The sequence below is a fragment of the Thiomicrorhabdus arctica DSM 13458 genome (assembly GCF_000381085.1).
In the GTDB taxonomy this organism is placed as follows: Bacteria; Pseudomonadota; Gammaproteobacteria; order Thiomicrospirales; family Thiomicrospiraceae; genus Thiomicrorhabdus; species Thiomicrorhabdus arctica.
The window spans coordinates 1,566,701-1,589,214 of sequence record NZ_KB905899.1; the positions used below are offsets into that span (position 1 = coordinate 1,566,701).

Annotated in this window: 26 protein-coding genes and 4 tRNA genes; 5 read left to right on the forward strand and 25 right to left on the reverse strand. The window is 42.1% G+C overall.

From position 1 onward, the window contains the following. Positions 1-150: 150 nt before the first annotated feature. The 11 genes from rplL to F612_RS0107380 all read right to left on the reverse strand — a co-directional run bounded on the left by rplL (position 151) and on the right by F612_RS0107380 (position 5,116). A complete protein-coding gene (gene rplL, locus F612_RS0107330) occupies positions 151-519 on the reverse strand; it encodes a 50S ribosomal protein L7/L12 (RefSeq protein WP_019557115.1) in 369 nt (122 codons plus the stop codon). 49 nt (positions 520-568) lie between these two features. Further along, positions 569-1,069, reverse strand: a complete 501-nt coding sequence (gene rplJ / locus F612_RS0107335) for a 50S ribosomal protein L10 (protein ID WP_019557116.1) — start codon at positions 1,067-1,069, stop codon at positions 569-571. 194 nt (positions 1,070-1,263) lie between these two features. Continuing rightward, positions 1,264-1,953: a 50S ribosomal protein L1 gene (gene rplA / locus F612_RS0107340; protein ID WP_019557117.1), complete on the reverse strand. Its 690-nt coding sequence runs from the start codon at positions 1,951-1,953 to the stop codon at positions 1,264-1,266. Between the two features lie 4 nt (positions 1,954-1,957). Further along, complete coding sequence (rplK, locus tag F612_RS0107345; protein WP_019557118.1) at positions 1,958-2,386, reverse strand: 50S ribosomal protein L11; 429 nt, start codon at positions 2,384-2,386, stop codon at positions 1,958-1,960. A 55-nt stretch (positions 2,387-2,441) separates the two neighbouring features. Beyond that, positions 2,442-2,975, reverse strand: a complete 534-nt coding sequence (gene nusG, locus F612_RS0107350; protein ID WP_019557119.1) for a transcription termination/antitermination protein NusG — start codon at positions 2,973-2,975, stop codon at positions 2,442-2,444. 1 nt (position 2,976) lies between these two features. After that, the gene (gene secE / locus F612_RS13130; RefSeq protein WP_019557120.1) at positions 2,977-3,360 is read right to left on the reverse strand and encodes a preprotein translocase subunit SecE; all 384 of its coding nucleotides are present in this window, start codon (positions 3,358-3,360) and stop codon (positions 2,977-2,979) included. 61 nt (positions 3,361-3,421) lie between these two features. Then, positions 3,422-3,498, reverse strand: a tRNA-Trp gene (locus tag F612_RS0107360). 60 nt (positions 3,499-3,558) lie between these two features. Continuing rightward, positions 3,559-4,749, reverse strand: coding sequence for an elongation factor Tu (tuf, locus tag F612_RS0107365; RefSeq protein ID WP_019557109.1), 1,191 nt, complete (start codon positions 4,747-4,749; stop codon positions 3,559-3,561). A 64-nt stretch (positions 4,750-4,813) separates the two neighbouring features. Next, a tRNA-Thr gene (locus tag F612_RS0107370) sits at positions 4,814-4,889 on the reverse strand. Positions 4,890-4,952: 63 nt separating this feature from the next. Next, positions 4,953-5,027: transfer RNA gene (locus F612_RS0107375), tRNA-Gly, on the reverse strand. Positions 5,028-5,031: 4 nt separating this feature from the next. Beyond that, positions 5,032-5,116, reverse strand: a tRNA-Tyr gene (locus F612_RS0107380). Positions 5,117-5,768: 652 nt separating this feature from the next. On the opposite strand from F612_RS0107380, the gene F612_RS0107385 reads away from it, so the two are divergent. Together F612_RS0107385 and F612_RS0107390 are read left to right on the forward strand one after the other, a co-directional pair. Then, positions 5,769-7,079, forward strand: coding sequence for an adenosylmethionine--8-amino-7-oxononanoate transaminase (locus F612_RS0107385; protein ID WP_019557121.1), 1,311 nt, complete (start codon positions 5,769-5,771; stop codon positions 7,077-7,079). Positions 7,080-7,108: 29 nt separating this feature from the next. After that, positions 7,109-7,498, forward strand: a complete 390-nt coding sequence (locus F612_RS0107390) for a DUF805 domain-containing protein (RefSeq protein WP_019557122.1) — start codon at positions 7,109-7,111, stop codon at positions 7,496-7,498. A 96-nt stretch (positions 7,499-7,594) separates the two neighbouring features. Here F612_RS0107390 and F612_RS0107395 read toward each other — a convergent pair whose 3' ends face one another. From F612_RS0107395 to rpe, 13 genes are all read right to left on the reverse strand, one after another. Continuing rightward, the gene (locus F612_RS0107395; protein ID WP_019557123.1) at positions 7,595-8,320 is read right to left on the reverse strand and encodes a class I SAM-dependent methyltransferase; all 726 of its coding nucleotides are present in this window, start codon (positions 8,318-8,320) and stop codon (positions 7,595-7,597) included. Between the two features lie 31 nt (positions 8,321-8,351). Continuing rightward, a complete protein-coding gene (locus F612_RS0107400; protein WP_019557124.1) occupies positions 8,352-8,768 on the reverse strand; it encodes an OsmC family protein in 417 nt (138 codons plus the stop codon). A gap of 32 nt (positions 8,769-8,800) precedes the next feature. Then, on the reverse strand, positions 8,801-10,000 hold the full coding sequence (locus tag F612_RS0107405; protein WP_019557125.1) for a type III PLP-dependent enzyme: 1,200 nt from the start codon (positions 9,998-10,000) through the stop codon (positions 8,801-8,803). Continuing rightward, positions 10,000-10,848, reverse strand: coding sequence for a polyamine aminopropyltransferase (gene speE / locus F612_RS0107410; RefSeq protein ID WP_019557126.1), 849 nt, complete (start codon positions 10,846-10,848; stop codon positions 10,000-10,002). Before speE ends, F612_RS0107405 begins: the two co-directional genes overlap by 1 nt. Then, a complete protein-coding gene (gene speD / locus F612_RS0107415; protein WP_019557127.1) occupies positions 10,845-11,357 on the reverse strand; it encodes an adenosylmethionine decarboxylase in 513 nt (170 codons plus the stop codon). Before speD ends, speE begins: the two co-directional genes overlap by 4 nt. A 1,083-nt stretch (positions 11,358-12,440) precedes the next feature. Then, a complete protein-coding gene (locus tag F612_RS0107425) occupies positions 12,441-13,175 on the reverse strand; it encodes a hypothetical protein (protein ID WP_019557129.1) in 735 nt (244 codons plus the stop codon). 66 nt (positions 13,176-13,241) lie between these two features. Beyond that, the gene (gene trpC, locus F612_RS0107430) at positions 13,242-14,036 is read right to left on the reverse strand and encodes an indole-3-glycerol phosphate synthase TrpC (protein ID WP_019557130.1); all 795 of its coding nucleotides are present in this window, start codon (positions 14,034-14,036) and stop codon (positions 13,242-13,244) included. A 69-nt stretch (positions 14,037-14,105) separates the two neighbouring features. After that, positions 14,106-14,516, reverse strand: a complete 411-nt coding sequence (locus F612_RS0107435) for a YbaN family protein (protein ID WP_019557131.1) — start codon at positions 14,514-14,516, stop codon at positions 14,106-14,108. 45 nt (positions 14,517-14,561) lie between these two features. Continuing rightward, positions 14,562-15,590, reverse strand: a complete 1,029-nt coding sequence (trpD, locus tag F612_RS0107440) for an anthranilate phosphoribosyltransferase (RefSeq protein ID WP_019557132.1) — start codon at positions 15,588-15,590, stop codon at positions 14,562-14,564. Between the two features lie 45 nt (positions 15,591-15,635). Beyond that, a complete protein-coding gene (locus F612_RS0107445; protein WP_019557133.1) occupies positions 15,636-16,220 on the reverse strand; it encodes an aminodeoxychorismate/anthranilate synthase component II in 585 nt (194 codons plus the stop codon). 61 nt (positions 16,221-16,281) lie between these two features. Then, positions 16,282-17,787, reverse strand: coding sequence for an anthranilate synthase component I (gene trpE, locus F612_RS0107450; protein ID WP_019557134.1), 1,506 nt, complete (start codon positions 17,785-17,787; stop codon positions 16,282-16,284). A 251-nt stretch (positions 17,788-18,038) separates the two neighbouring features. After that, on the reverse strand, positions 18,039-18,716 hold the full coding sequence (locus F612_RS0107460; RefSeq protein ID WP_019557136.1) for a phosphoglycolate phosphatase: 678 nt from the start codon (positions 18,714-18,716) through the stop codon (positions 18,039-18,041). Positions 18,717-18,858: 142 nt separating this feature from the next. Further along, on the reverse strand, positions 18,859-19,563 hold the full coding sequence (rpe, locus tag F612_RS0107465) for a ribulose-phosphate 3-epimerase (RefSeq protein ID WP_019557137.1): 705 nt from the start codon (positions 19,561-19,563) through the stop codon (positions 18,859-18,861). A gap of 174 nt (positions 19,564-19,737) precedes the next feature. Here rpe and F612_RS0107470 point away from each other — a divergent pair, with 174 nt between their 5' ends. From F612_RS0107470 to bioD, 3 genes are read left to right on the forward strand one after another with little or no spacing between them, the layout of a single operon-like run. Further along, positions 19,738-20,226: a phosphate-starvation-inducible PsiE family protein gene (locus tag F612_RS0107470; protein WP_019557138.1), complete on the forward strand. Its 489-nt coding sequence runs from the start codon at positions 19,738-19,740 to the stop codon at positions 20,224-20,226. A gap of 11 nt (positions 20,227-20,237) precedes the next feature. Further along, complete coding sequence (locus F612_RS0107475) at positions 20,238-21,128, forward strand: phosphoribosylaminoimidazolesuccinocarboxamide synthase (protein WP_019557139.1); 891 nt, start codon at positions 20,238-20,240, stop codon at positions 21,126-21,128. Continuing rightward, positions 21,128-21,820 (forward strand): dethiobiotin synthase, encoded by a 693-nt coding sequence (gene bioD / locus F612_RS12360; RefSeq protein ID WP_019557140.1) that lies wholly within the window; start codon positions 21,128-21,130, stop codon positions 21,818-21,820. Before F612_RS0107475 ends, bioD begins: the two co-directional genes overlap by 1 nt. 48 nt (positions 21,821-21,868) lie before the next feature. Here the strand turns inward: bioD and F612_RS0107485 are convergent, their stop codons facing one another. Then, positions 21,869-22,423: a hypothetical protein gene (locus F612_RS0107485; protein ID WP_019557141.1), complete on the reverse strand. Its 555-nt coding sequence runs from the start codon at positions 22,421-22,423 to the stop codon at positions 21,869-21,871. Between the last annotated feature and the right edge of the window lie 91 nt (positions 22,424-22,514).

Here is a 22,514-nt window from a genome sequence, read left to right on the forward strand (position 1 = left end):
TCGTTACAAAATAATGCATAAAACTGTAGTAGCTATGAACAAGTTATCCACACGTTACTAACACACTTTTACACACTGTTAAAAACGAGAAAAGGCCGGCGCCAAGGCGCCAGCCAATTCAGTGCTGCTTTCGCAGCAAGTAGCGTTAAATTACTTAACTTCTACTTCAATACCAGCTTCTTTAAGCTCAGCTGCTAAAGCATCTGCTTCTGCTTTAGACGCGCCTTCTTTCAATGTGAAAGGAGCACTTTCTACTGCAGCTTTAGCTTCTTTAAGCCCAAGTCCAGTTGCTGCACGAACTGCTTTGATTGCAGCTACTTTGTTTGCGCCAGCGCCAGTCAGAATTACATCAAATTCAGTCTGCTCTTCTGCAGCTGATGCATCGCCAGCAGGACCAGCTACTGCTACTGCAGCTGCTGATACACCGAACTTCTCTTCCATTGCTTCAACAAGTGCAACAACATCCATTACTGACATGTTAGCTACTGCTTCTAGAATATCTTCTTTAGTTATAGACATTTGAAATCTCCAAAATTTTAATATTATTTAATTTGTGCTTAAGTAAAACTTAAGCTGCTTCAGCTTCTTTTTGCTCTTTAATAGCAACCAAACCACGTGCAATTTTCGCAACTGGTTCTTTCATAACATATAGAAGCTTACTTAGTGCTTCATCGTAAGTAGGTAGTGCTGCGATAATAGCCAATTGGCTAGCATCCATAACCCCATCTCCAATAGATAATGACTTGACAACAAGTGCTGCATTATCTTTAGAGAAATCTTTGAATACACGTGCCGCATTCCCTAACTCTTCACCAGAGAAAGCGAACACAAGTGGACCAACGAATGTCTCACCCATGTCTTCAAACTTAGTACCAGCAACTGCACGGCGTGCAAGTGTGTTTTTAACAACACGAACTTTTACACCTGCAGCACGAGCGCTAGCACGTAACTGGGTCATTTGCTCTACAGTCAAACCACGATATTCAGCGGCAATCATTGAACCCGCATCTGCAACAACAGCAGAAACTTCTTCAACGACAAGCTTTTTACCTTCGATATTGAGTGCCATTTTACCCTCCAAGCAGCCTATTCATTCTAAGAACGAGTAGACTCTTCCATCTACGTAGGCTTAATGACTATTAAGAGTGCATGCTCTGCACTCACCTACGGTCTGCGATGGGCACTCACTCGAGATCAAATTAATGTTCATAAGGAGTCCCAATTCGCAAATAATGCCTACGCACTTAACGTGCGTAACCAAAATTATAGTGTTGACTGATCAACCAATAGGCCTGGACCCATTGTAGAAGAGATAGTCACTTTCTTAACATAAACACCTTTTGCAGACGCAGGCTTAGCTTTCTTAAGCTCGTCTAATAAAGCATTTAGATTTTCTTGTAATTTTGCCGAATCGAAACCAACTGTTCCGATTGCTGCATGAACGTTACCTGCTTTATCCGCACGGAAACGAACCTGACCAGCCTTGGCATTATTGATCGCGCCAACGACGTCAGGTGTAACGGTACCCGTCTTAGGGTTAGGCATAAGACCACGAGGACCAAGAACCTGACCCAACATACCAACAACACGCATTGCATCAGGAGAAGCGATAACGACATCAAAGTCCATCATGCCTTTCTTGATTTCAGCTGCAAGCTCTTCCATACCAACGAACTCAGCACCCGCTGCTTTAGCGGCTGCTTGGTTCGCTTCACCCGTAAATACTGCAACGCGAACGTCTTTACCAGTACCATTAGGCATAACAGTCGCACCACGTACTACCTGGTCAGACTTACGAGGATCAATCCCTAAACGGATAGAAACGTCTACAGACTCAACGAATTTCGAAGTTGCTAATTCTTTAACAAGATCAAACCCTTCAATAACGTTATAAGCTATATCGCGATTAACGCGTTCTGAACTGATTTTTTGTTTTTTAGTTAGCTTTGCCATTCTATTATCCCTCTACCACTAGGCCCATACTACGAGCAGAACCCGCAATAATGTTGACAGCCGCGTCTAAATCGTTCGCATTAAGATCAGCCATTTTAGTCGTTGCAATTTCTTCCAACTGCGCACGAGTAACGGTACCAACCTTATTCATATTCGGAATTGCACTACCACTTTTAATTCCAGCTGCTTTCTTCAAAAGAATTGAAGCAGGAGGCGTTTTAGTGATAAACGTGAAACTACGATCACTGTAAACAGAAATAACGACAGGAATAGGCATCTTAGCTTCAAGACTTTGAGTCTGAGCATTAAATGCTTTACAGAATTCCATAATGTTAACACCGTGCTGACCTAGAGCAGGACCAACTGGTGGACTTGGGTTTGCAGCACCTGCAGGCACTTGCAATTTAATATAGGCTGTAATTTTCTTAGCCATGATACTCTCCTAATTTGGGTCAAACGCCTTTCGGCTCCCCTGTTGTTAAATCAGTTTAAATTTTTTCTACTTGAGTAAACTCAAGATCAACCGGAGTTGAACGACCAAATATTAATACTGACACTTGCAATTTATTTCTGTCGTAATCGACTCGCTCTAACACCGCTTCAAAATCCGTGAAAGGACCTTCGGTTACACGAACCATTTCACCAGGCTCATACATAACCTTAGGACGTGGCTTATCAACACTTGTTTCAACACGCTCAAGAATACGATCCACTTCTTTTTGAGAAATAGGCGCGGGACGATCTTTTGTCCCACCAATGAAGCCCATTACCTGTGGCACACTTTTAACTAAGTGCCAGGTATCTTCATTCATTTCCATCTGTACTAAAACATAACCAGGGAAAAATTTACGCTCACTCGTGCGTTTCTTACCATCACGAATTTCAACGACTTCCTCTGAAGGAACCAACATCTCACCAAAAAACTCACCTAACTCAGCGCGTTCAACATAATCAACTAAACTGGCTTTTACTTTATTTTCATAACCTGAATACGCATGAACGACATACCATCTCTTTGCCATCTTAACCACCTTGACCTGTTAATAGCTTTACTGCCCACATAAAGAACATATCAACCAACCACAAAAATATACCCATAAGAATAACTACTACAAACACGATTAACGTCATCTGCACAGTTTCTGGGCGTGTTGGCCATACGACTTGTTTAACTTCTCGTTTGGCGTGACTAAGATAGCTGTACCAGCTTCGGCCGACATTCGTTAGATAAAGAACAAATAGCGCAAGCCCTATACCGACTACTACACCTAAAACACGGAGAACCGCGTGAACTTCTTGAAATACGTAATACCCTACTAACGAACCAATTAAAATGGCAATCGCCAATATTAACTTCGCAGTATCAAGTGTGTTCGACTCGCTTTGTTTTTGCATTTCTTTATTCATAAACCTATCAGCTAAATGTAAAAACGACCCGTGCTTTGTTAAACACAGGTCGTTTTGAATATGGCAGGGGTAGAGAGACTCGAACTCCCAACACCCGGATTTGGAATCCGGTGCTCTACCAATTGGAGCTATACCCCTGGAATGTGTCACCAAAAAAAAGGGATTATACATCCCCTTCCTCAGTGTTACAAGCGTTATTTAGTCAAGAATTCTTGCTACAACACCTGCACCAACAGTACGTCCACCTTCACGAATGGCAAAACGAAGACCGTCATTCATTGCGATTGGGTTAATTAACTCTACTGTCATTTGTACGTTATCACCAGGCATAACCATTTCTGTGCCTTCTGGTAAGGTACATGCACCAGTCACATCAGTTGTACGGAAGTAGAACTGTGGACGGTAACCTTGGAAAAATGGAGTGTGGCGTCCACCTTCATCTTTTGAAAGTACATAAATTTCAGCTTCGAACTTAGAGTGCGGAGTGATTGTACCTTTATGTGCCAATACCTGACCACGTTCGATATCTTCACGCTTAGTACCACGTAAAAGAATACCAACGTTATCACCTGCCTGACCTTGGTCAAGAAGCTTACGGAACATTTCAACACCGGTAACCGTAGTTTCAGTTGTGTCACGAATACCAATGATCTGGATGACTTCACCAACTTTAACAACACCTGTTTCGATACGTCCTGTTGCGACTGTTCCACGACCTTGGATTGAGAAGATATCTTCTACAGGCATTAGGAATGGCTTATCCGTTTCACGAATAGGATCTGGAATATATGAATCCAACGCAGCAACTAGACGCTCTACTGCAGGTGCACCGATTTCAGACTGATCGTCAGCAATGGCTAACGTTGCTGAACCGATAATTACTGGCGTATCATCACCAGGGAATTCGTACATATCAAGAAGCTCACGAACTTCCATCTCTACTAATTCTAGTAGCTCTTCATCATCAACCATGTCAGCTTTGTTTAGGAAAACAACGATGTATGGAACACCAACCTGACGTGAAAGGAGGATGTGCTCACGCGTCTGAGGCATTGGCCCATCAGCAGCTGAACATACTAGGATTGCGCCATCCATTTGTGCAGCACCAGTGATCATGTTCTTAACATAATCGGCGTGACCCGGGCAATCTACGTGTGCGTAGTGACGAGTCTCTGACTCATACTCAACGTGTGAAGTTGAGATTGTGATACCACGCTCTCTTTCTTCTGGTGCATTATCGATAGATGCGAAATCTTTAACATCTCCACCGAACTTTCTACCTTGTACAATTGTTAGTGCTGCTGTAAGAGTTGTCTTACCGTGATCGACGTGACCGATAGTACCAACGTTTACGTGAAGCTTATCGCGTGAAAACTTAGCTTTTGCCATGATGTAATCTCCTATAGTAGCAGCGACTGTTGATACAGTTCGATGCAAATTAATTTCTAAAATTTGGAGCTCTTAATCGGAATCGAACCGATGACCTCATCCTTACCATGGATGCGCTCTACCGACTGAGCTATAAGAGCAAATTAAAAAGGCCCACCCCATCAATTTGAATTAACAAATTAACAAAGAGAGCCTTTGAAATATGGAGCGGGTAAGGAGAATCGAACTCCTCTCATCGGCTTGGAAGGCCGAGGTAATAGCCAATATACGATACCCGCAATATGGTGGAGGGTGGAGGATTCGAACCTCCGAAGGCTGAGCCAGCAGATTTACAGTCTGCCCCCTTTGGCCACTCGGGAAACCCTCCAAATTGTGTGTGCGTATTCTATAGAAGTTTTACACACTGTCAACAACAATTTACATAATTTTAGTAAAATCAGTAATTTCTTATTGCCGAAGCTAACTTAAACAGTATAAACATTACAATTGCCAGATTTTAAGAAAACCTTGCCAAAAACTATTCGCGTATTCTAGCAACCTTTTCCCCGAATACAAGCAATTCTTTATACTCTTTTGCTTTTGTTTACTTCTAACCAAGAGTAACTTTAAAAGAGTGCCGGTATTTCAACTAACATCACACTAGAACGTTTCGCAAAGAAATGGTTTAGAAGCTCGTTTATCATGATGGTTTAGGCTTAGAACCCTATGTTGACTCAATCAACTTAAGAGGCTCTGGCTACGCTTTTACTGTATTCAAGATCATAAACATACAGAATATTGTCATACCTCTATTTTTAACGGATCAATTGGATAAAACAAAACACCTTGCATTCAACCGCGGCATCATTTTGATTTGCCATTCAAACTCTATTAGAAACCATTATATATAAGCGGCCACGGAAAATTTCATTTCTGGGCACTCTCAATCATCCATATAAAATTACCATGCCTGGTAAAATAACGTCAACTCAAACTATTATAGCCCTATGCAACCGTTATATAAGAGACTGTTTAATACTATGAATTCGATCAAACCAAACCATTGGGACAACCTTCTCGCATTTGACCAACAGCACGTCTGGCATCCATACGCCAAAATACCCAATCCAAACCCAGTGATTGGTGTGACGAAAACGCAGGGCTCAATACTTACATTGGCAGATGGTTGTGAGGTGATTGATGGTATGTCTTCCTGGTGGGCGGCCATTCATGGCTACAACCACCCCTTTATTCAACAAGCCATGCATAATCAGATTGAAATTATGCCCCATATTATGTTTGGAGGATTAACACACCAACCCGCAATTGAGCTGGCTAAAAGGTTGATCCATTTAACCCCGCCAGGCCTGGTCAAAGTATTCTTCTCAGATTCAGGCTCGGTTGCAATGGAAGTCGCTATCAAAATGGCTCTGCAATTCTGGATAAGTAAAAACAAGCCCGAAAAAAACAGACTATTGACCGTCAGAAATGGTTATCACGGCGACACCTTTGCCACGATGGCAACGAGCGATCCTGATAATGGTATGCACCATATATTCAACGACAATCTTGCTCACCACATTTTCGCCCCTGCGCCAGAGATGGGGTTTAGCATAGAATCGGACAACTCGGATATTCAGGCTTTTGAGGCTTTACTAGAAGCACACCACACCTCTATAGCAACTGTCGTGATTGAACCGATTGCCCAAGGTGCTGGTGGAATGCGTTTTTATCGTCCCGACTACCTTAACCGAGTCAGAATGTTATGTACTCAATATGATGTACTCTTGATTATCGATGAAATTGCCACGGGGTTTGGCCGAACTGGCAAGCTCTTTGCCTGTGAATGGGCGGATATCGCTCCCGATATCATGTGCGTAGGCAAAGCTTTGACGGGTGGTTACATGACATTAGCGGCGACACTTTGCTCCCAAACCATTAGTGACACGATAAGTAATGGCAACCCAGGATTACTAATGCACGGTCCAACCTTTATGGCCAACCCTTTAGCCTGTGCCACCGCAATCGCAAGCATTGATCTACTGCTAGACTCTCCTTGGCAGCAAAACATTCAGCGAATTGAACGACACTTGCAAGCCACACTATTGCCGCTTAAAGACATTGAAGGTGTAGCGGATACACGCGTATTAGGTGCGATTGGCGTGGTTGAATTGGAACGAGACGATTTAGGTCCAACGATACAAGCTCTAGGCATAAAAAATGGTATTTGGTTAAGACCGTTCGGAAAACTTATCTATACCATGCCCGCTTTTAATATTCCGCAGACACAACTTACCTCGTTGATAAACGGCATGATCAAAGCCATTCAAAGCACACTAAATGCAACTTAATATCATTTAGGACAACAAGAGATTGAACCATGAATTATTTTTTAGATGCTCTCAAAAACTATGTGACCTTCACGGGCCGGGCCACCCGCCAACAGTATTGGATGTACATTCTGTTTTACATCGTCTTTTATTTTGTCGCCGTCATGCTCGACATTAATTTAGGGCAATACGACAAAGAGAACATGAGCGGCTTTATCAGTACCGTTTATACCTATGGCTTATTATTACCAACGATTGCAATACTCGCCAGACGACTGCATGATATCGGACGTAGTAGCTGGTGGATTTTGTTAATCATCATTCCGGTGATCGGCTCATTGGTCATTCTAATTTTTACGTTAATCGACAGTCAGAAAGAAGACAACAAATATGGTGTAAGCTTGAAATACGCAAACACAACAGAAGCTGATCAGGAATAATTAACTAAAACCCAATCATGCAGCCAGCAAACATCCAACCTATTATGGATAAAATACCCGCGTGCCTTGAAAAACAAAATGACCAGGCCTGGTCATTTAAGATTTAACTGACAAATGATTTATTTTGGCGGACTCTGCCATGGATTTATACGACGGCTTATAAGCCACAGCACAAAACGAATCTACCGGAAAACCAATTCTAGATTGAATCGTAATGTTTTCAAAACCAGCCAACTCGAGCAAAGACTCTACCTCTGCCGTTGTATAACGTGCAAAAATAGTTGGATGCAACTGCATTCTATCAATCTGCTCTCCGGTTCTAAAACCCATAACAAATTTTCCACCGGACTTTAAAACTCTTAAAACGTCTTTAAAATGCGGTTCTGGCGGTTGCCAAAAATAAAGCGTATTAGCACAAGCCACCTGATTAAATGAAAAACGATCAAATGGCATATTGTCACTAGACGCTTCGATCAAAGATAGCTGTCCGGATTTAATAAACCGTTGAGTACGTAAGGTAGCTTGTTGTAACATGAGGGGTGAAAAATCTGCCCCAGTAAACAGGGCAGAAGGATTTTGTTGGCACAACTGAAATAACAGTTCACCAGGCCCAAAACCGACCTCTAAGATCTGATCATTAGCCTGAACTGCCATCTGTTCGAGAATAAACTGATTTAAATCAGCATTCCCCTTAACGAACATAGGCTGGAGGATATTTTTCCCCAACCAGCCAGAAGGTTTTCTAGATTGCTTCGCCAGCGTCTCGGCGGACACCAAAGATTTCACTAGCAGCACTTTCACCATAAACAGATTAAACGCCACTCTTCCTCCTTTTTTGCCCTCTCAAAATAACTTAAGCTTCAATGATCTCGTAATCATGTGACATCTCTGCCGTTTTTTCCAACATTTTTGAAACTGAGCAATATTTTTCAGCAGACAACTCTACAGCGCGGCTGACCCTTTTCTCATTTAAGTCCGTTCCAGTCACCTTAAAATGCAGATGAATCTTAGTATAAACCGAAGGCACGCTGTCAGCACGTTCAGAGGTTATTTCGATCTGGCAATCCTTAATGTCTTGCTTACCCTTTTCCAGCATCATAACAACATCAATTCCAGAACAACCACCCAAACCCATTAGCAACATTTCCATTGGACGGGGCCCTTTATCCTCTCCACCAACAGTTTGTGAGGCATCCATTAGAACTTTATGTCCAGTCGACGAGGTTGCTTCAAACGCTTTTTTACCTTGCCATTTCACTGATATCGTCATATTTTATCCTTTGATATAAAGGGTTAAAAGGATTAAAGCGCTTCGGTTTCAGGATCAAAAATATCTTCTACCACAATGACTTTTGGTTTTGGATAGTAGTTAAATTCAGTCGCAGATGCAATTGTATACGCGCCCATTTGTTTGCCTATTAGGATATCACCAACCTCCATCTCTGGCAGTTCAATATCTTCAGAAATGACATCAATACTGTCACACGTCGGCCCGGCTAAGACACTTGAGAAAAACTCACCCGTCGCATCAAAGGGTTTTAATGGCGCCAAAGGGTACACGGCATGGTCAAACATCTGACCACTGAAGCCGCCATAAACGCCATCATCCATGTAATACCACATTTTGGCACCACGCTTAGCTTTACCAACCACTGAAATCACCTCAATCATAGACGGTGCTGCGATAAAACGCCCTGGCTCCGCATAGACTTCAATACCCTCTGGCAGCTCACCTAACGCCTCCATAACGGGAGCACAGAAATCTATAATCGGTAACACGGCTTCTTGATAAGAGACCGGGAAACTGCCGCCAATATCCAAAAACTTCCACCTTACATGATGCATTACCTTCATCGCGGCGACACTGGCACGAACTGCATTGACCTGCGTCATCGGCGATAATGATTGCGAGCCAACATGAAAGGAGAGTCCAACCACTTCAATCCCATTCTTTTGGGCAAGATCAACCATTACCGGTAGTTCTTCTAATGCACAACCAAATTTACGCGACAAATCAACGACGGCTTGTTGATTACGGAAACTGACACGCATAATCAACTCAACCTGACCCGCATAAGGAATGAACTTACGCAGCTCCTCAATGTTGTCAACCACAAAGCGATTACAGCCAAATTCTAAAGCACGTTTAATCTCTTTATCTTTTTTAATTGGATGCGAATGGATGCATTGATCCCCTTTAATCCCCAGTGACTCAACTAACTCTACTTCACCAATGGTCGCTAAATCAAAAGAGCTGCCTAAAGACTTAAGACGCTTAATCAACTCAGGGTGAGACAAGGCTTTTAAAGCATAAAAAAGCTTTACCCCAGGCAAAGCAGCCTGCAAAGATTTGTACTGATATTCGACTTCACTTAAATCGAGCACCATAAAGGGCGTTTCATGTTTAGCCACCAAGTTCTCTAAACTTTCGCGGTCAAACTCTTGTAGAGCATCGGGGTGAGACTGTTCTGCAAAAGACTCTGCAATCATATGTTTATTCATTAGTTTAAGACATCCAAAATATATTGCGGTAGTGCAAAACTAGCCTTATGCAACATAGGTGTATAAAAACGCGTCTTTATATTTGCCTGCGCAAAACGCGAGTCAAGTGTGGTTATATCCACATTCTTTAATGCTAAGTTATCAGTAGCCCAAGCAAACGTCATCATACCACCAACATAAGTTGGCACAGCCCCCGAATAAAAACTCGCTTCCTTAAAAAGAGGCAATAAACGCTTAAAGGTCGTGACCACTTCATCGGTTTGCAAAAAACAAACGCCATTCTGAGCAACAAAAACACCATCCTCTTTTAAACAACTTTTGATACCTTGATAGAAACGCGACGTAAACAAAACTTCTCCAGGCCCCATAGGGTCGGTTGCATCAGAAATAATCACATCAAACTGTTCAGTACAGTTGTTAACGAAATCGACGCCATCCGCAATGACAATATGTGTCTTAGGGTTATCGTAAGCTCCCGCTGAATGATTTGGCAAATACTTGACGCACATATCAATCACTTGCTGATCGATTTCAACCTGTGTCACGGACTCAACATTTTGATGCTTTAACACTTCACGCAAAATCCCGCCGTCACCACCACCAATAATCAATACCTTTTTAGCATGACCATGTGCAAACATTGGGACATGAGTCATCATCTCGTGATAGATAAACTCATCTTTTTCGGTCGTTTGAATAACGCCATCCAAGGCCATTACATTGCCCCATTGGTCATTTTTAAAAATGACTAGGTGTTGATGCCCAGTATTGACCTCAAACAACACCTCATCCATAACAAACTGCTGCCCCCAGGACGGGTACAGCGTTTCTAGGCAATTCTGACTCATGCTTCGAGTCTCACGTCCGCTTCAAGCATCTCACCACGTAAAATCGTGTCTACTTTGACTGAAGTTGGCGTAAAGGCCGCTTTTAAAACGTCAATCGCGTTCTCAGGTTCAGCGTCGCCACACATAAAGACATCAAATGCGGCATAGTTACGCTCAGGCCATGAATGCACACTGATATGGGATTCTGCTAGAACAGCCACCCCAGAAATCCCACCATTTGGCGTAAAATGATGCAAATGGATGTGCAATAAAGTAGCTTTAGCTTTTTCTACGGCTTCCCGTAATGTAGCCTCCATAAGCGGCAGATTATCTAGATGAGAAGCACCCCACAAATCAATAATTAAATGCGTACCGGCAAAGACTTTGCCATCTCGACAGATAAAGTGATCCGCATTTTGATCTTCTACGGCTTGTTCGTGGGTCGGCCAAGAGGAATCAATGATGGTCGTTTTTTCGATCACTTCGAAATGATCATTACTGGTGACCAGTGTGTTTTCTGAATTAGGCATGAAATGAGCACCTTACTAAAACACCCGAAAAAATGTAGACGGATGAATGATTAACAAAAATTCGACAAGACAAGGTTAGCTTGAAGAACCCCAGCCACGTTCAATAACGTGAGGTTTTAACCATTTTTCTTTCTATCTCCTACAGCAAGTTAGCCACAGGGTTCTGTCTGAAAAAGGAGAAACGTATTATTCTCCTTTTTGGAAGTTTTGCAAGCGTTTTTTATCGTCTTTTTTTCGTCTCTAAAAAACGCCGTAACATAATGATTTAACTGTATAGTTTTGCATACAATCCAAAGCTACATTCCGCTAATTAAAACCATAAATAAAAATATGTTTATCAAAAATAAATGACCAGGCCTGGTCGAGTTATTTCTATGATATCTTGATATAGATTGAGAAGCCTTTGAAGCTCTGTCATTCTCCTTGGAAGTTATCTAATGGCTTCACGTAACTTTTTTGCTTGTCCAAAAAAGTAACCAAAAAATGACCCCCCCGGTGACGGTCTCTATTTCACTAAGCTTGTAAGCGGAAGTTTGAGAACTCGCTTCGCTCAAACACACAAACTTTGATCCGCTTCCTACGCTAAGTTCAATAACGATTCCTTTCAAAGGGGACTTCGGAGGCTTGTGGATGCTTTTGTATTCTTTCAGGATGTTTTCAATTATAGATTTTTGAAATATAACAAAGCGGATCAAGAAGAGACGTTTAAAAGAGATAACCACCAGGCCTGGCTAAAATGAAGCTTGATCTCTTTTAAAGCTAAGATAAGTTCAAGGCAAAGTGCCCAAAGTCCCTTCTGTAAGAAAGCGCACTTTCACTTAATGAAGAGCGCGTTTAAACGTTTGAGCTGTTTGAGCGTTAGCGAGTTCTCAAACGTCAGCGATCGAGTTTAGGGAAATCGCTTTCGTCAGCAGGGCTACTTTTTTGGTTATTTTTTGCGCAGCGGCAAAAAGTAACGGGGAAGCCGAATAAGAAAATAGAGGAGGATTATTGAGTGTCAAAGGCTTCACATATCGCTTAGTCAATTAAAGGATAGTGCCTATTTTTTCGAATTTTCGTTTTTATGCTTCTTTACCTGAAAATTTATACAGCATATCCGCGCTCTACTGCATATGCATTACCTTTTTCTGTGAATAATAATTCACCTGAAGAGTTGTGTCTTACATATCCCTCTGCTGCCAACTGCTCTATTAGATGTCGGATTTTGACTGCACCAAATTTTGAACCTTCGATAATAGCTTTCATCGAGCAACGACCTTCTGCCTTAGTTAAATCTTTAATCAACTGATCTTCTTCATCGCTTAGAACACTTATGGCTCTCTTCTCTGCTATTTCAACAGGGGTTGCAGATCGAACCCTTACCCCCTCGACTTCAGCTTTTAACTTTTCCTTAATATCTTCATCTTCAATCTTATTAATTTCTACTTCACGCTTTGCTCGATCAATAAGACCTTCTTCAAGTGTCGCTAATAACTTTGCATTAGCTGATTCAAACTTTTGTTTTTCCAAAATTAACTTCGACTCTGAATCAGCTTGTAAAGAATTTTTCAAATCAGTTGGTATTTTACTAATCCCTAAAAAAACATAATGTATCCATGGGTATAAAAATGAGTATAAAAATGCCAGCATCAAGGGAAAGAAAAATAAGGAATCAAATCCAGTATGCTCATTAAAATATTCAATCCGCATCTCTGCGCTTAATTTACTAGCAAATAAATAAAATATTTCCTCCCAATTGAACGCAATAAAAGCAAAGAAAAAATAGCCAAATAATGGACTACTGATTCTAGAGAAAATTGATTCCATTACTTCTTTCATAATTTACCTTGTTTTAATTGTGCATCATCAAACAGACAAAAAAGCGCCTCATAAAGAGGCGTTTTCTTAATTAAACAACTCTGCCAACTTCTCGCCTGGATTTTCGGCGCGCATAAAAGCTTCACCCACTAAGAATGCATCCACATGACAGGCCCGCATTCTGGCAACATCACCCTTGGTTAGAATGCCACTTTCAGTGATGACAATACGATCTTCTGGAATCATCTCTAACATTTCAATGGTGGTGTCTAATGAGACTTCAAAGCTGTGCAAATCGCGGTTATTAATGCCAATCATTGGCAGTGGCAGATGCAAAGCTCGTTCCAACTCTTCCTTGTTATGCACTTCGATTAAGACATCCATATCCAAGGTTAACGCAACCTGAGTCAGTTCCGACATTTGCGCGTCGCCAATGGCTGCGGCAATTAACAGAATACAATCTGCACCAATCGCACGTGCTTCGTAGACTTGATAATCATCAACAATAAAGTCTTTGCGGATAATCGGCAGATCAACCGCTTCACGAACTTGCTGTAGATATTCATTTGAACCCTGAAAGAAATCTTTATCTGTTAAAACGGATAAACAAGCCGCACCGTTAGCCGCGTAACTCTTGGCGATTTCAACGGGATCAAATGATTCACGTAAAACCCCTTTGCTAGGTGAAGCCTTTTTAATTTCGGCAATCACTGCAGATTGCCCCGCATCTAACTTCGCTTGCATGGCACCCACAAAACTTTTAGTTTCTGGCGCTAATAGGGCACGTCTTTTCATTTCACGCAGTGGAATTTTGTCACAGCCATCCTGAATTTCTTCAAGCTTACGTAAGATAATTTTCTTTAAGATGGTTGGCGTAGCCATATTGCATTCCTTGATTAGGTGACTGATTCTGCATAACTCGCATGCATTGTTGTTTTATTAAATTCTGTATTAAAGGGGATTGTCTGATGGTGTTTTCACATCACTTGCAACGTCTTCCGCCACTCGCCACAAAAAGAAGAGTAATAGTAAAGCGATTCCGAGCAACATTAGCTGCAAGCCCAAACTCCCCCAGAGTAAACCTATGGAAAGACTAAAAGTAATCCCAATGACCCAAGTAGCTCTTTTTTTAGTGGCACGCTGCATGGTTTGATTATTTTCCCAGCGACGTAAATCTTCTCCTATCCAGCGATTATTTAATAATGCCTGATGAAATCGCGGAGAACTTCTAGCAAAACAGGCCGCTGATAAAATCATAAATGGAGTGGTCGGTAATATTGGCAAGACAACGCCTATCAGACCTATTAGAAAAAATAGACCTCCTAAAGTGAAGTAGAAATGGCGTTTCAGGGTTTTTGTCATTGTTAAATCTATTCTGACCAGGCCTGGTTAATATTCAATCAAGCGTTAAAGGGCTTTAAAAGACTGTGTTTTGGCGATAAATTCATTTAGTTTTTGCTGAGCCAGCCCATCGGCGATGATTTTACATGCCATAACAACACCCGCCGAATAAGATTCTACAAGGCCTGCCACGTAAAGAGATGCGCCCGCATTCAAACAAACAATATCTTTAGCGGCGCTGATATTATTGGCAAAAACCGCCCGAATAATATTCAAACTATCCAGCGCAGACTCCACCGCTAAATCTGATAGGTCGACATGATCCATACCATACTCAGAGGGATCAATAACCCACTCAATGACTTCACCGTTTTTTAATTCTGCGACAAACGTTCTACTGGCGACACTGATTTCATCCAACCCATCTTCAGCATGGACCACCATGACATGCTTTGAACCTAGGCGTTGCAAGACTTTGGCAAACAAAGAGGTCAGCGACTTGTCATAAACGCCAACGACTTGAGAAGGTGCACCCGCCGGATTAGTCAAAGGTCCGAGCATATTAAAAAGAGTGCGAACCCCCAACTCTTTACGCGCACCAATCACATGACGCATCGCGCTGTGATGTGCCTGGGCAAACATAAAACCAACACCCGTGTCATTAATGCATTCGGCGACCTGCTCGGGACTAAGCGTTAAATCCACACCCGCCGCTTCCAAAACATCAGCACTACCTGACTTACTGGAAATTGAACGATTGCCATGTTTGGCCACCGTACCACCTGCCGCCGCAACAACAAAAGCACAAGCGGTAGAGATATTGAAGGTATTAGCACCATCGCCCCCTGTACCGCAAGTGTCGACTAACGTTGATTTATCTTCTAACCGAACAGGGGTGGCTAAGCTGCGCATAACCTGAACAGCAGCCGTAATCTCTTCTAAGGTTTCACCTTTCATTCTCAAAGCGGTTAGGATCGCACCAATCTGAGCAGGTGTGGCTTTACCCGACATTAACTTATGCATGACCGATTCCATTTGATCCGCATTTAATGCTTGTCTCTCTATGAGTTGTTCAAGTGCCGCTTTCAGCTCCATGGAATAACCTGCTCAAGTAGATTTAGAAGTTAGGAACAACTGCTGTTAGGCGTTCTGTTCGAGAAAATTCCTTAGCATCTGATGACCTTGATCGGTCAAAATAGACTCAGGATGAAATTGCACGCCTTCAATCGGTAAGGTTTTATGGCGCACGCCCATAATCTCATCCAACTCACCATTTGCATCCTGCGTCCAAGCAGTAATCTCTAAACACTCAGGCAAGGTTGATTGTTCAATGACAAGTGAATGATAACGTGTGGTCGTGACCGGGTTTGGCAAGTTAGCAAACATGCCTGTATCTTGATGGTAAACCGGAGAGGTTTTGCCATGCATGACCTCTTTGGCACGAATGACATGACCCCCGAATGCCTGACCAATACTTTGATGCCCTAAGCAAACGCCCATAATCGGGATCTTACCTGCAAAGTATTGAATAGCGGCAACCGATATACCCGCTTCTGCTGGCGTACATGGTCCTGGAGAAATGACCAGATATTTGGGATTTAACGCTTCAATGCCTTCTATCGTAATTTGGTCATTACGAAACACTTCGACATGCTGACCTAATTCACCAAAATACTGAACGATGTTGTAGGTAAAAGAGTCATAATTATCAATCATTAATAGCATATTTTTTCCTAAGTCTTTCCCAGAGAGCTTTTTTAAGTCAGTTGGGTCTGCTGAATCATATTTACTTATGGTTTGCTTGTGGATTGATCGTCTGCAGACCATTGGTCACAAACTCTGCGGCTTTGAAAATGGCGCGGCCTTTATTCATGGTCTCATCCCATTCAAGCTGGGGGACCGAATCAGCGACAATGCCCGCACCTGCTTGTACAAAGAGGGTATTGTCTTTAATGACTGCGGTGCGAATCGCAATGGCCGTATCCATATTGCCGTGCCAACCTAAATAGCCCACCGCGCCAGCGTAAATACCACGCTTAACGGGCTCAAGTTCATCAATAATTTCCATCGCACGAATTTTCGGTGCCCCTGAGACGGTTCCTGCTGGAAAGGTAGCGCGCAGGACATCCATCGCACTTAAACCAGGTTTGATTTTTGCATTCACATTAGAAACGATATGCATGACATGTGAATAACGTTCAACAACCATCTTTTCCGTCAAGTCAACCGAACCAATTTGTGCAATGCGCCCAACATCGTTACGTCCTAAATCAATCAACATCAAATGCTCTGAAAGCTCTTTAGGGTCATTTAACAACTCTTGCTCTAAAGTCAGATCGCTCTCATGGGTTGCACCACGTCGGCGGGTTCCGGCAATAGGACGCACAGTGACTTGTTGATCCTCTAAACGCACTAGAATTTCAGGTGAAGAGCCAACAATCTGCACATTCCCCATATCCATAAAGAACATATAGGGTGATGGGTTCAGATAACGCAATGCGCGGTATAAGTCTATTGGTTCGTCATCGAACTTGACCGACATTTGCTGTGAAATAACCACCTGCATAGCATCACCCGCCAGGATGTATTCTTGAATTTTTGCAACGGCCTGTTTAAAGGCTTCTTCACCAAAACTTGACTGAAAATCCGCCTCGGTAATCTGCTTAGCACTCGGCACATCAATAGGTATCGGCATCGGTTGACTTAACTTCGCGCTAAGCTCGTCTATCCTTTGTAAGGCTAGGGTTTCACCATCATGTTTAGTTAAGTCGGCGTGTACAATCACATGTACTTGGCCACTCAAGTTATCAAACACCACTAATTCTTCAGAAACTAACAGTTCAATATCCGGCACACCGATATCGTCTTTTTCTGGAACGGTATTTTTTAGACGCTCTTCGACAAAACGGATTGTATCGTAACCGAAGTAACCTACTAGCCCACCGCTAAAAACAGGCATGCCTGAAGGTTCGTAAACCTTAAACTGTTTTTGATACGCTTCAATCCACGCTAAAGGATCCTCCGCAACTTGATGCTGCACCACTTCGCCGTCAAGAACCTCTTTAATATGATGACCATTAATCAGCAACCGTGTGTGACAAGGCAAGCCAATAATCGAGTAACGTCCCCATTTCTCACCGCCTTGAACGGATTCGAATAGATAAGAGTATGGACCCTTGGCTAACTTATGGTAGACACTCAACGGGGTATCATAATCAGACAGTACGGTACGCATAACCGGCACACGGTTATAGCCCTGCTTTGCTAAGTTTGCAAAGTGTGCGTTGCTCATTCTAGATCTACCTTAGTGTTTGATTGTTTCTCTAGTTTTTTAAACAAAATTGTTCGACGAATACCGGCAATTGAACAGAGTAATGGTCGAAAAATTTCTAGTAACAATGCTTTTAAAAAAGCCATATCGAATTCCTAATTGTTAATGCAAACTTCTCAAATTTATATTTTAAGCTTATCAAGTCACCATGCCTGGTAAGTTCAAATAACAAAGCCCTGCCTATAATAGACAGTGCTCATACATCTTAAACTTTATTTAGACTCAATGTAGTTGGGGAACTCAGCAAATGAATCCATAATGACATCTGGATTGTAATCGCGGATATCTTCACCGTGGTTATAACCGTAAGTCATACAAAAGATATGGAATCCAGCCGCACGGGCCGCTTTAACATCAGAACGAGAATCACCTACCATTAATGCATTTTCAGGTTCAACACCCATCAGTTTCGCCGCATGTAACAAAGGCATTGGATGGGGTTTCTTTTCGGCACAAGTGTCACCAGAGACGATGAACTCAAAATAATCGTGTAGCCCTTTATCTTTCAATAATGGAATGGTAAACGCTTCGGCTTTATTGGTCACACAAGCAATGCGGTAACCTTGCTTAAGCATCCATTCAATCCCTTCAACAACCCCATCATAGACACAAGAGCGTACTGCATTATTATGCGTATAAAGCTCTAAAAAGATAGGGTAAGCCTTATCCATTAAAGCTTGATCTGGCATGCCTTCTACTGCATTGATCAAAGCGCGTTCTGTTAAACGCTGAACACCATTCCCGACCCAATCACGTACGGCCGCTTCTCCACGTACAGGCATATCAAGTTGCTTCATCATTTCATCAACACAGTATGCTAAATCCGGCACACTGTCGATCAAAGTACCATCTAAATCAAATAGGACAAATCCAGGTTTTAACTTTTCCATTCTTATATTCTCTTTTTAAAAGTAGCTAATGTTTATTATTTTATGCGGTGAGTACACACTTAAATCTACGACACCATAAATAACAAACGCCAGCGTCACTAAGAGGCCGGCGTTTTATGATGATGATACCGTCTTTGAGAGTTTAAGCTTTTGCCAACTCATCACGCATTTGCTGAATAATCGTATTATAACGATTTGCATCAGACGCATTTGCTTTGCCGAAAATACCAGAACCGGATACAAAGGTATCACAACCTGCCGCCGCTACAGCAGCGATATTTTCAACCTTAACGCCACCATCAATTTCTAAACGAATATCACGACCAGACGCATCAATTAACTTACGCGCCATTTTTAGTTTTTCTAACGCTTGAGGAATAAATGATTGCCCGCCAAAACCAGGATTAACAGACATAATTAAGATCATGTCAATCTTGTCCATTACATGCTCAAGATAGTCTAAAGACGTTGCTGGATTAAAGACTAGTCCGGCTTTAAGACCTGCGTTTTTGATCAGACCTAAATCCCCGTCGATGTGCTCAGACGCTTCAGGATGAAACGTTATAATGTCTGCACCTGCAGAAGCAAAATCACCAATGATACGGCTAACAGGCTTAACCATTAAATGAACATCGACCGGTGCATTAATACCTTCTTTAACCATGAAGTTCTTAAGGGACTCACATACCAATGGTCCGATGGTTAGGTTAGGCACATAGTGATTGTCCATAACATCAAAGTGCACGACATCAGCGCCCGCAGCAATAACATCTTTAACATCGGTTCCTAACTGCGCGAAATCTGCAGATAAGATTGAAGGAGCGATCCAATTTTGTTGCTTAGCCATCATTAAACACCTTATATCTATAAACGATTAAAAAAATAATTCGTGCATTTTACCAGTATCTATTAGAATGGGCAAAAAAATGGCTATTTAACGACTCTAGCTATAGTGATAAAAAATCCCTCGATATATACTGGGAATAATCTATAGATTTAGCACATGCAAAAGGGCTGCAGAATGAAAGTTAAAGAACAATTTGATAAAAACGAAGTTATCCGTCCAGATAAACCAATGAGATTCACTGGTCTTGCTGAACGCACGTTAAAAAAAGGCATTCACTTCCTAGAGTTTATTGGTTTGTTCATTATTACTATAGCGACTATGTTCGCAGGCTATGACGCCGTTATTACAATGTATGAAAGCCGCGTCGTTCACCTAGGTGATTTGCTATTGTTGTTTTTATACCTTGAAGTCTTAGCCATGGTCGCCATCTACATCGACTCGGGTAAATTACCGGTGCGTTTACCGATGTACATTGCTATTGTCGCCTTGGCACGTTACCTAATTCTTGAGATGAAGGACTTAACGGAATGGCAGATGATTGCCGTAGCCGTTACAATTACCCTTATTACGCTATCTACCTTGGTTTTACGTTACGGAACGATGAAATACCCGTATCCTGAGAATCAAAACAGACGTAAACCTGAACACAACAACCAGAAATAGTAGGACGCCGCATGCAACCTCTTTATGAATCAAACCTGACGAGCCTACCTTTGATTGCTAAGGGCAAGGTACGAGATATCTATGACATTGATGAGCATCATTTATTGATCGTAACCACAGATCGTATCTCTGCCTTCGATGCGATATTGCCAACCCCGATTCCCGGTAAAGGCCGAATTTTGACCGCAATGCCACAGTTTTGGATGAATAAGATGCAAGACATCGTGCCAAACCATTTGGCACCCGAGATGGCTTTAGTGGACTATTTAACGCCTGATGAGCTACAACAACTCGATGGACGAGGCATGATTGTTCGTAAACTTAAACCTTTGCCCGTTGAAGCGATTGTTCGTGGCTATCTCGTAGGATCGGGTTGGAAAGAGTATAAGAAAAACCAAAGTGTTTGTGGCATTCCCCTTAAAAAAGGCATGTTACTCGCTGAAAAACTACCTGAGCCCTTGTTCACACCTTCAACCAAAGCGGCTCAAGGTGACCATGATGAAAACATCAGCTTCGAGCAACTGGTTGAGATTATGGGGCTCGAAAAATCCCAAAAAGTTCGAGACCTGAGTTTAAAACTTTATACGACGGCCGCTGAATTTGCATTAGAGCGTGGCATCATCATTGCCGACACTAAATTTGAGTTTGGTGAAGATGAAGAGGGTGTCATTTATTTAATTGATGAAGCTTTAACACCGGACAGCTCGCGATTTTGGCCGGCATCAAGTTATAAAGTCGGTAAAAACCCACCCAGTTTTGATAAGCAATATATTCGGGATTATCTTGAAAGCCTTGATTGGGACAAAAACCCAAGTACCGGCCCTGAACTTCCAGATGATGTCGTAGCACAAACTTTCGACAAATATCAAGAAGCTCAAGCACGCTTAACAGAAAATCTGTAATGCCTTCAGCAAATCACGCTTTAATCAAACCCACCAGGCCTGGTGGGTTTTTTATGACGGGTACCGACACCGATGTTGGTAAAACCTATGTAAGCGGTTGCATCGCCTTAAGCCTTAGACAACAAGGTTTAACCATCGCACCTAGGAAACCGATAGCCTCAGGATGTTTGGCCCAAACAGATGGTTCATTATTATCTGAAGATGCTCTATTTTTACAACGAACAACCAACACATCAGACTCTTTGCAAATCATCTGCCCTTATCGATTTGAACCTGCAATATCTCCGCACACAGCCATTAAACAAGCAAACCTAGACATCAGGCTAGACGACTTAATTAAAGCCTGTGATGTACCTGAAAATGAATTTGCTTTGATTGAGGGAGCCGGTGGGTTTTACTCACCTTTGGCACTAGACGGGCTAAATAAAGATTTAGCCGTTGCCTTGCGCTTTCCTGTCATTTTAGTGGTCGCCAATCGGCTGGGTTGCCTTAACCAGGCCTTATTGAGTATTGCGGCCATTGAACAAGCTGGATTAAGCCTACACAGCATCATTGTCAACCAACCCAACTCAAGTGTCGACCCAGTTGAAAACCATGCTCTAGGCTTGACAGACTTTACCGATGTGACTATTTTTGAGGTCGATTTTGCCAAAAATGGTCAAGCGATTGTTATCGAGAACTGGACGCGTTAAAAACTATTTTTGACCGGACATGGTCATTTATAAAGACCATTAAACAGCTTACTCAGTCATCACGAGCTTAAGCAGATGAACTTCTTTACCCGTCTCTTTATGCCTATAAACATCATGTTTTGCATCTGACCTAACCCACACATAATGTTCGCCCATGTACTGAATGCGCTCATCATAAAAACGTTTTAAGAGGGAAAGCTCCAATGCCCAACCCTTGGGAAAAGCCACCTCTTTCACACTTTTAGAATCATTGAAAGTCGCCAGACAAATCAAAGTATTATCCTTGAGTTTGCTAAACTGAATACTCAACCAAGAGCAAGCCACATCAAGCTCTCCAAACTGGGTCACCATCACCATATCTGTGGCCCTCCCCTCAGACCCATCAGCTGATTTGTATACCAAACCTCCCCCTTCTAAAATAGCGACAAATTCCTTAGCTTGTTTTAAATCGATAAATCCAATACGCAATAAATCATTATCAGAGCACACTGCCATCGGGTGTAACACAGTGTCAACAGAGCTTAAAAGTGATAATGCATCTGCTTTTTTTGAGGCTTCTGCTTTATTAATAACTATGGAATACCCTTCGATTAAGACCGCCATTTTCTACTCCTATTTATAATAATTTTTAATATTTTATCACTCATTTATGACGTTTGAAAATATTGAAATGCTATCATTCTCTTTTGGACGT

Excerpts from the sequence above, each read along its gene's own strand:
- rplL (WP_019557115.1), bottom strand. The coding sequence starts at position 519 with ATGTCTATAACTAAAGAAGATATTCTAGAAGCAGTAGCTAACATGTCA.
- rplJ (WP_019557116.1), bottom strand. The coding sequence starts at position 1,069 with ATGGCACTCAATATCGAAGGTAAAAAGCTTGTCGTTGAAGAAGTTTCT.
- rplA (WP_019557117.1), bottom strand. The coding sequence starts at position 1,953 with ATGGCAAAGCTAACTAAAAAACAAAAAATCAGTTCAGAACGCGTTAAT.
- rplK (WP_019557118.1), bottom strand. The coding sequence starts at position 2,386 with ATGGCTAAGAAAATTACAGCCTATATTAAATTGCAAGTGCCTGCAGGT.
- nusG (WP_019557119.1), bottom strand. The coding sequence starts at position 2,975 with ATGGCAAAGAGATGGTATGTCGTTCATGCGTATTCAGGTTATGAAAAT.
- secE (WP_019557120.1), bottom strand. The coding sequence starts at position 3,360 with ATGAATAAAGAAATGCAAAAACAAAGCGAGTCGAACACACTTGATACT.
- tuf (WP_019557109.1), bottom strand. The coding sequence starts at position 4,749 with ATGGCAAAAGCTAAGTTTTCACGCGATAAGCTTCACGTAAACGTTGGT.
- F612_RS0107385 (WP_019557121.1), top strand. The coding sequence starts at position 5,769 with ATGAATTCGATCAAACCAAACCATTGGGACAACCTTCTCGCATTTGAC.
- F612_RS0107390 (WP_019557122.1), top strand. The coding sequence starts at position 7,109 with ATGAATTATTTTTTAGATGCTCTCAAAAACTATGTGACCTTCACGGGC.
- F612_RS0107400 (WP_019557124.1), bottom strand. The coding sequence starts at position 8,768 with ATGACGATATCAGTGAAATGGCAAGGTAAAAAAGCGTTTGAAGCAACC.
- F612_RS0107405 (WP_019557125.1), bottom strand. The coding sequence starts at position 10,000 with ATGAATAAACATATGATTGCAGAGTCTTTTGCAGAACAGTCTCACCCC.
- speE (WP_019557126.1), bottom strand. The coding sequence starts at position 10,848 with ATGAGTCAGAATTGCCTAGAAACGCTGTACCCGTCCTGGGGGCAGCAG.
- speD (WP_019557127.1), bottom strand. The coding sequence starts at position 11,357 with ATGCCTAATTCAGAAAACACACTGGTCACCAGTAATGATCATTTCGAA.
- F612_RS0107425 (WP_019557129.1), bottom strand. The coding sequence starts at position 13,175 with ATGAAAGAAGTAATGGAATCAATTTTCTCTAGAATCAGTAGTCCATTA.
- trpC (WP_019557130.1), bottom strand. The coding sequence starts at position 14,036 with ATGGCTACGCCAACCATCTTAAAGAAAATTATCTTACGTAAGCTTGAA.
- F612_RS0107435 (WP_019557131.1), bottom strand. The coding sequence starts at position 14,516 with ATGACAAAAACCCTGAAACGCCATTTCTACTTCACTTTAGGAGGTCTA.
- trpD (WP_019557132.1), bottom strand. The coding sequence starts at position 15,590 with ATGGAGCTGAAAGCGGCACTTGAACAACTCATAGAGAGACAAGCATTA.
- F612_RS0107445 (WP_019557133.1), bottom strand. The coding sequence starts at position 16,220 with ATGCTATTAATGATTGATAATTATGACTCTTTTACCTACAACATCGTT.
- trpE (WP_019557134.1), bottom strand. The coding sequence starts at position 17,787 with ATGAGCAACGCACACTTTGCAAACTTAGCAAAGCAGGGCTATAACCGT.
- F612_RS0107460 (WP_019557136.1), bottom strand. The coding sequence starts at position 18,716 with ATGGAAAAGTTAAAACCTGGATTTGTCCTATTTGATTTAGATGGTACT.
- rpe (WP_019557137.1), bottom strand. The coding sequence starts at position 19,563 with ATGGCTAAGCAACAAAATTGGATCGCTCCTTCAATCTTATCTGCAGAT.
- F612_RS0107470 (WP_019557138.1), top strand. The coding sequence starts at position 19,738 with ATGAAAGTTAAAGAACAATTTGATAAAAACGAAGTTATCCGTCCAGAT.
- F612_RS0107475 (WP_019557139.1), top strand. The coding sequence starts at position 20,238 with ATGCAACCTCTTTATGAATCAAACCTGACGAGCCTACCTTTGATTGCT.
- bioD (WP_019557140.1), top strand. The coding sequence starts at position 21,128 with ATGCCTTCAGCAAATCACGCTTTAATCAAACCCACCAGGCCTGGTGGG.
- F612_RS0107485 (WP_019557141.1), bottom strand. The coding sequence starts at position 22,423 with ATGGCGGTCTTAATCGAAGGGTATTCCATAGTTATTAATAAAGCAGAA.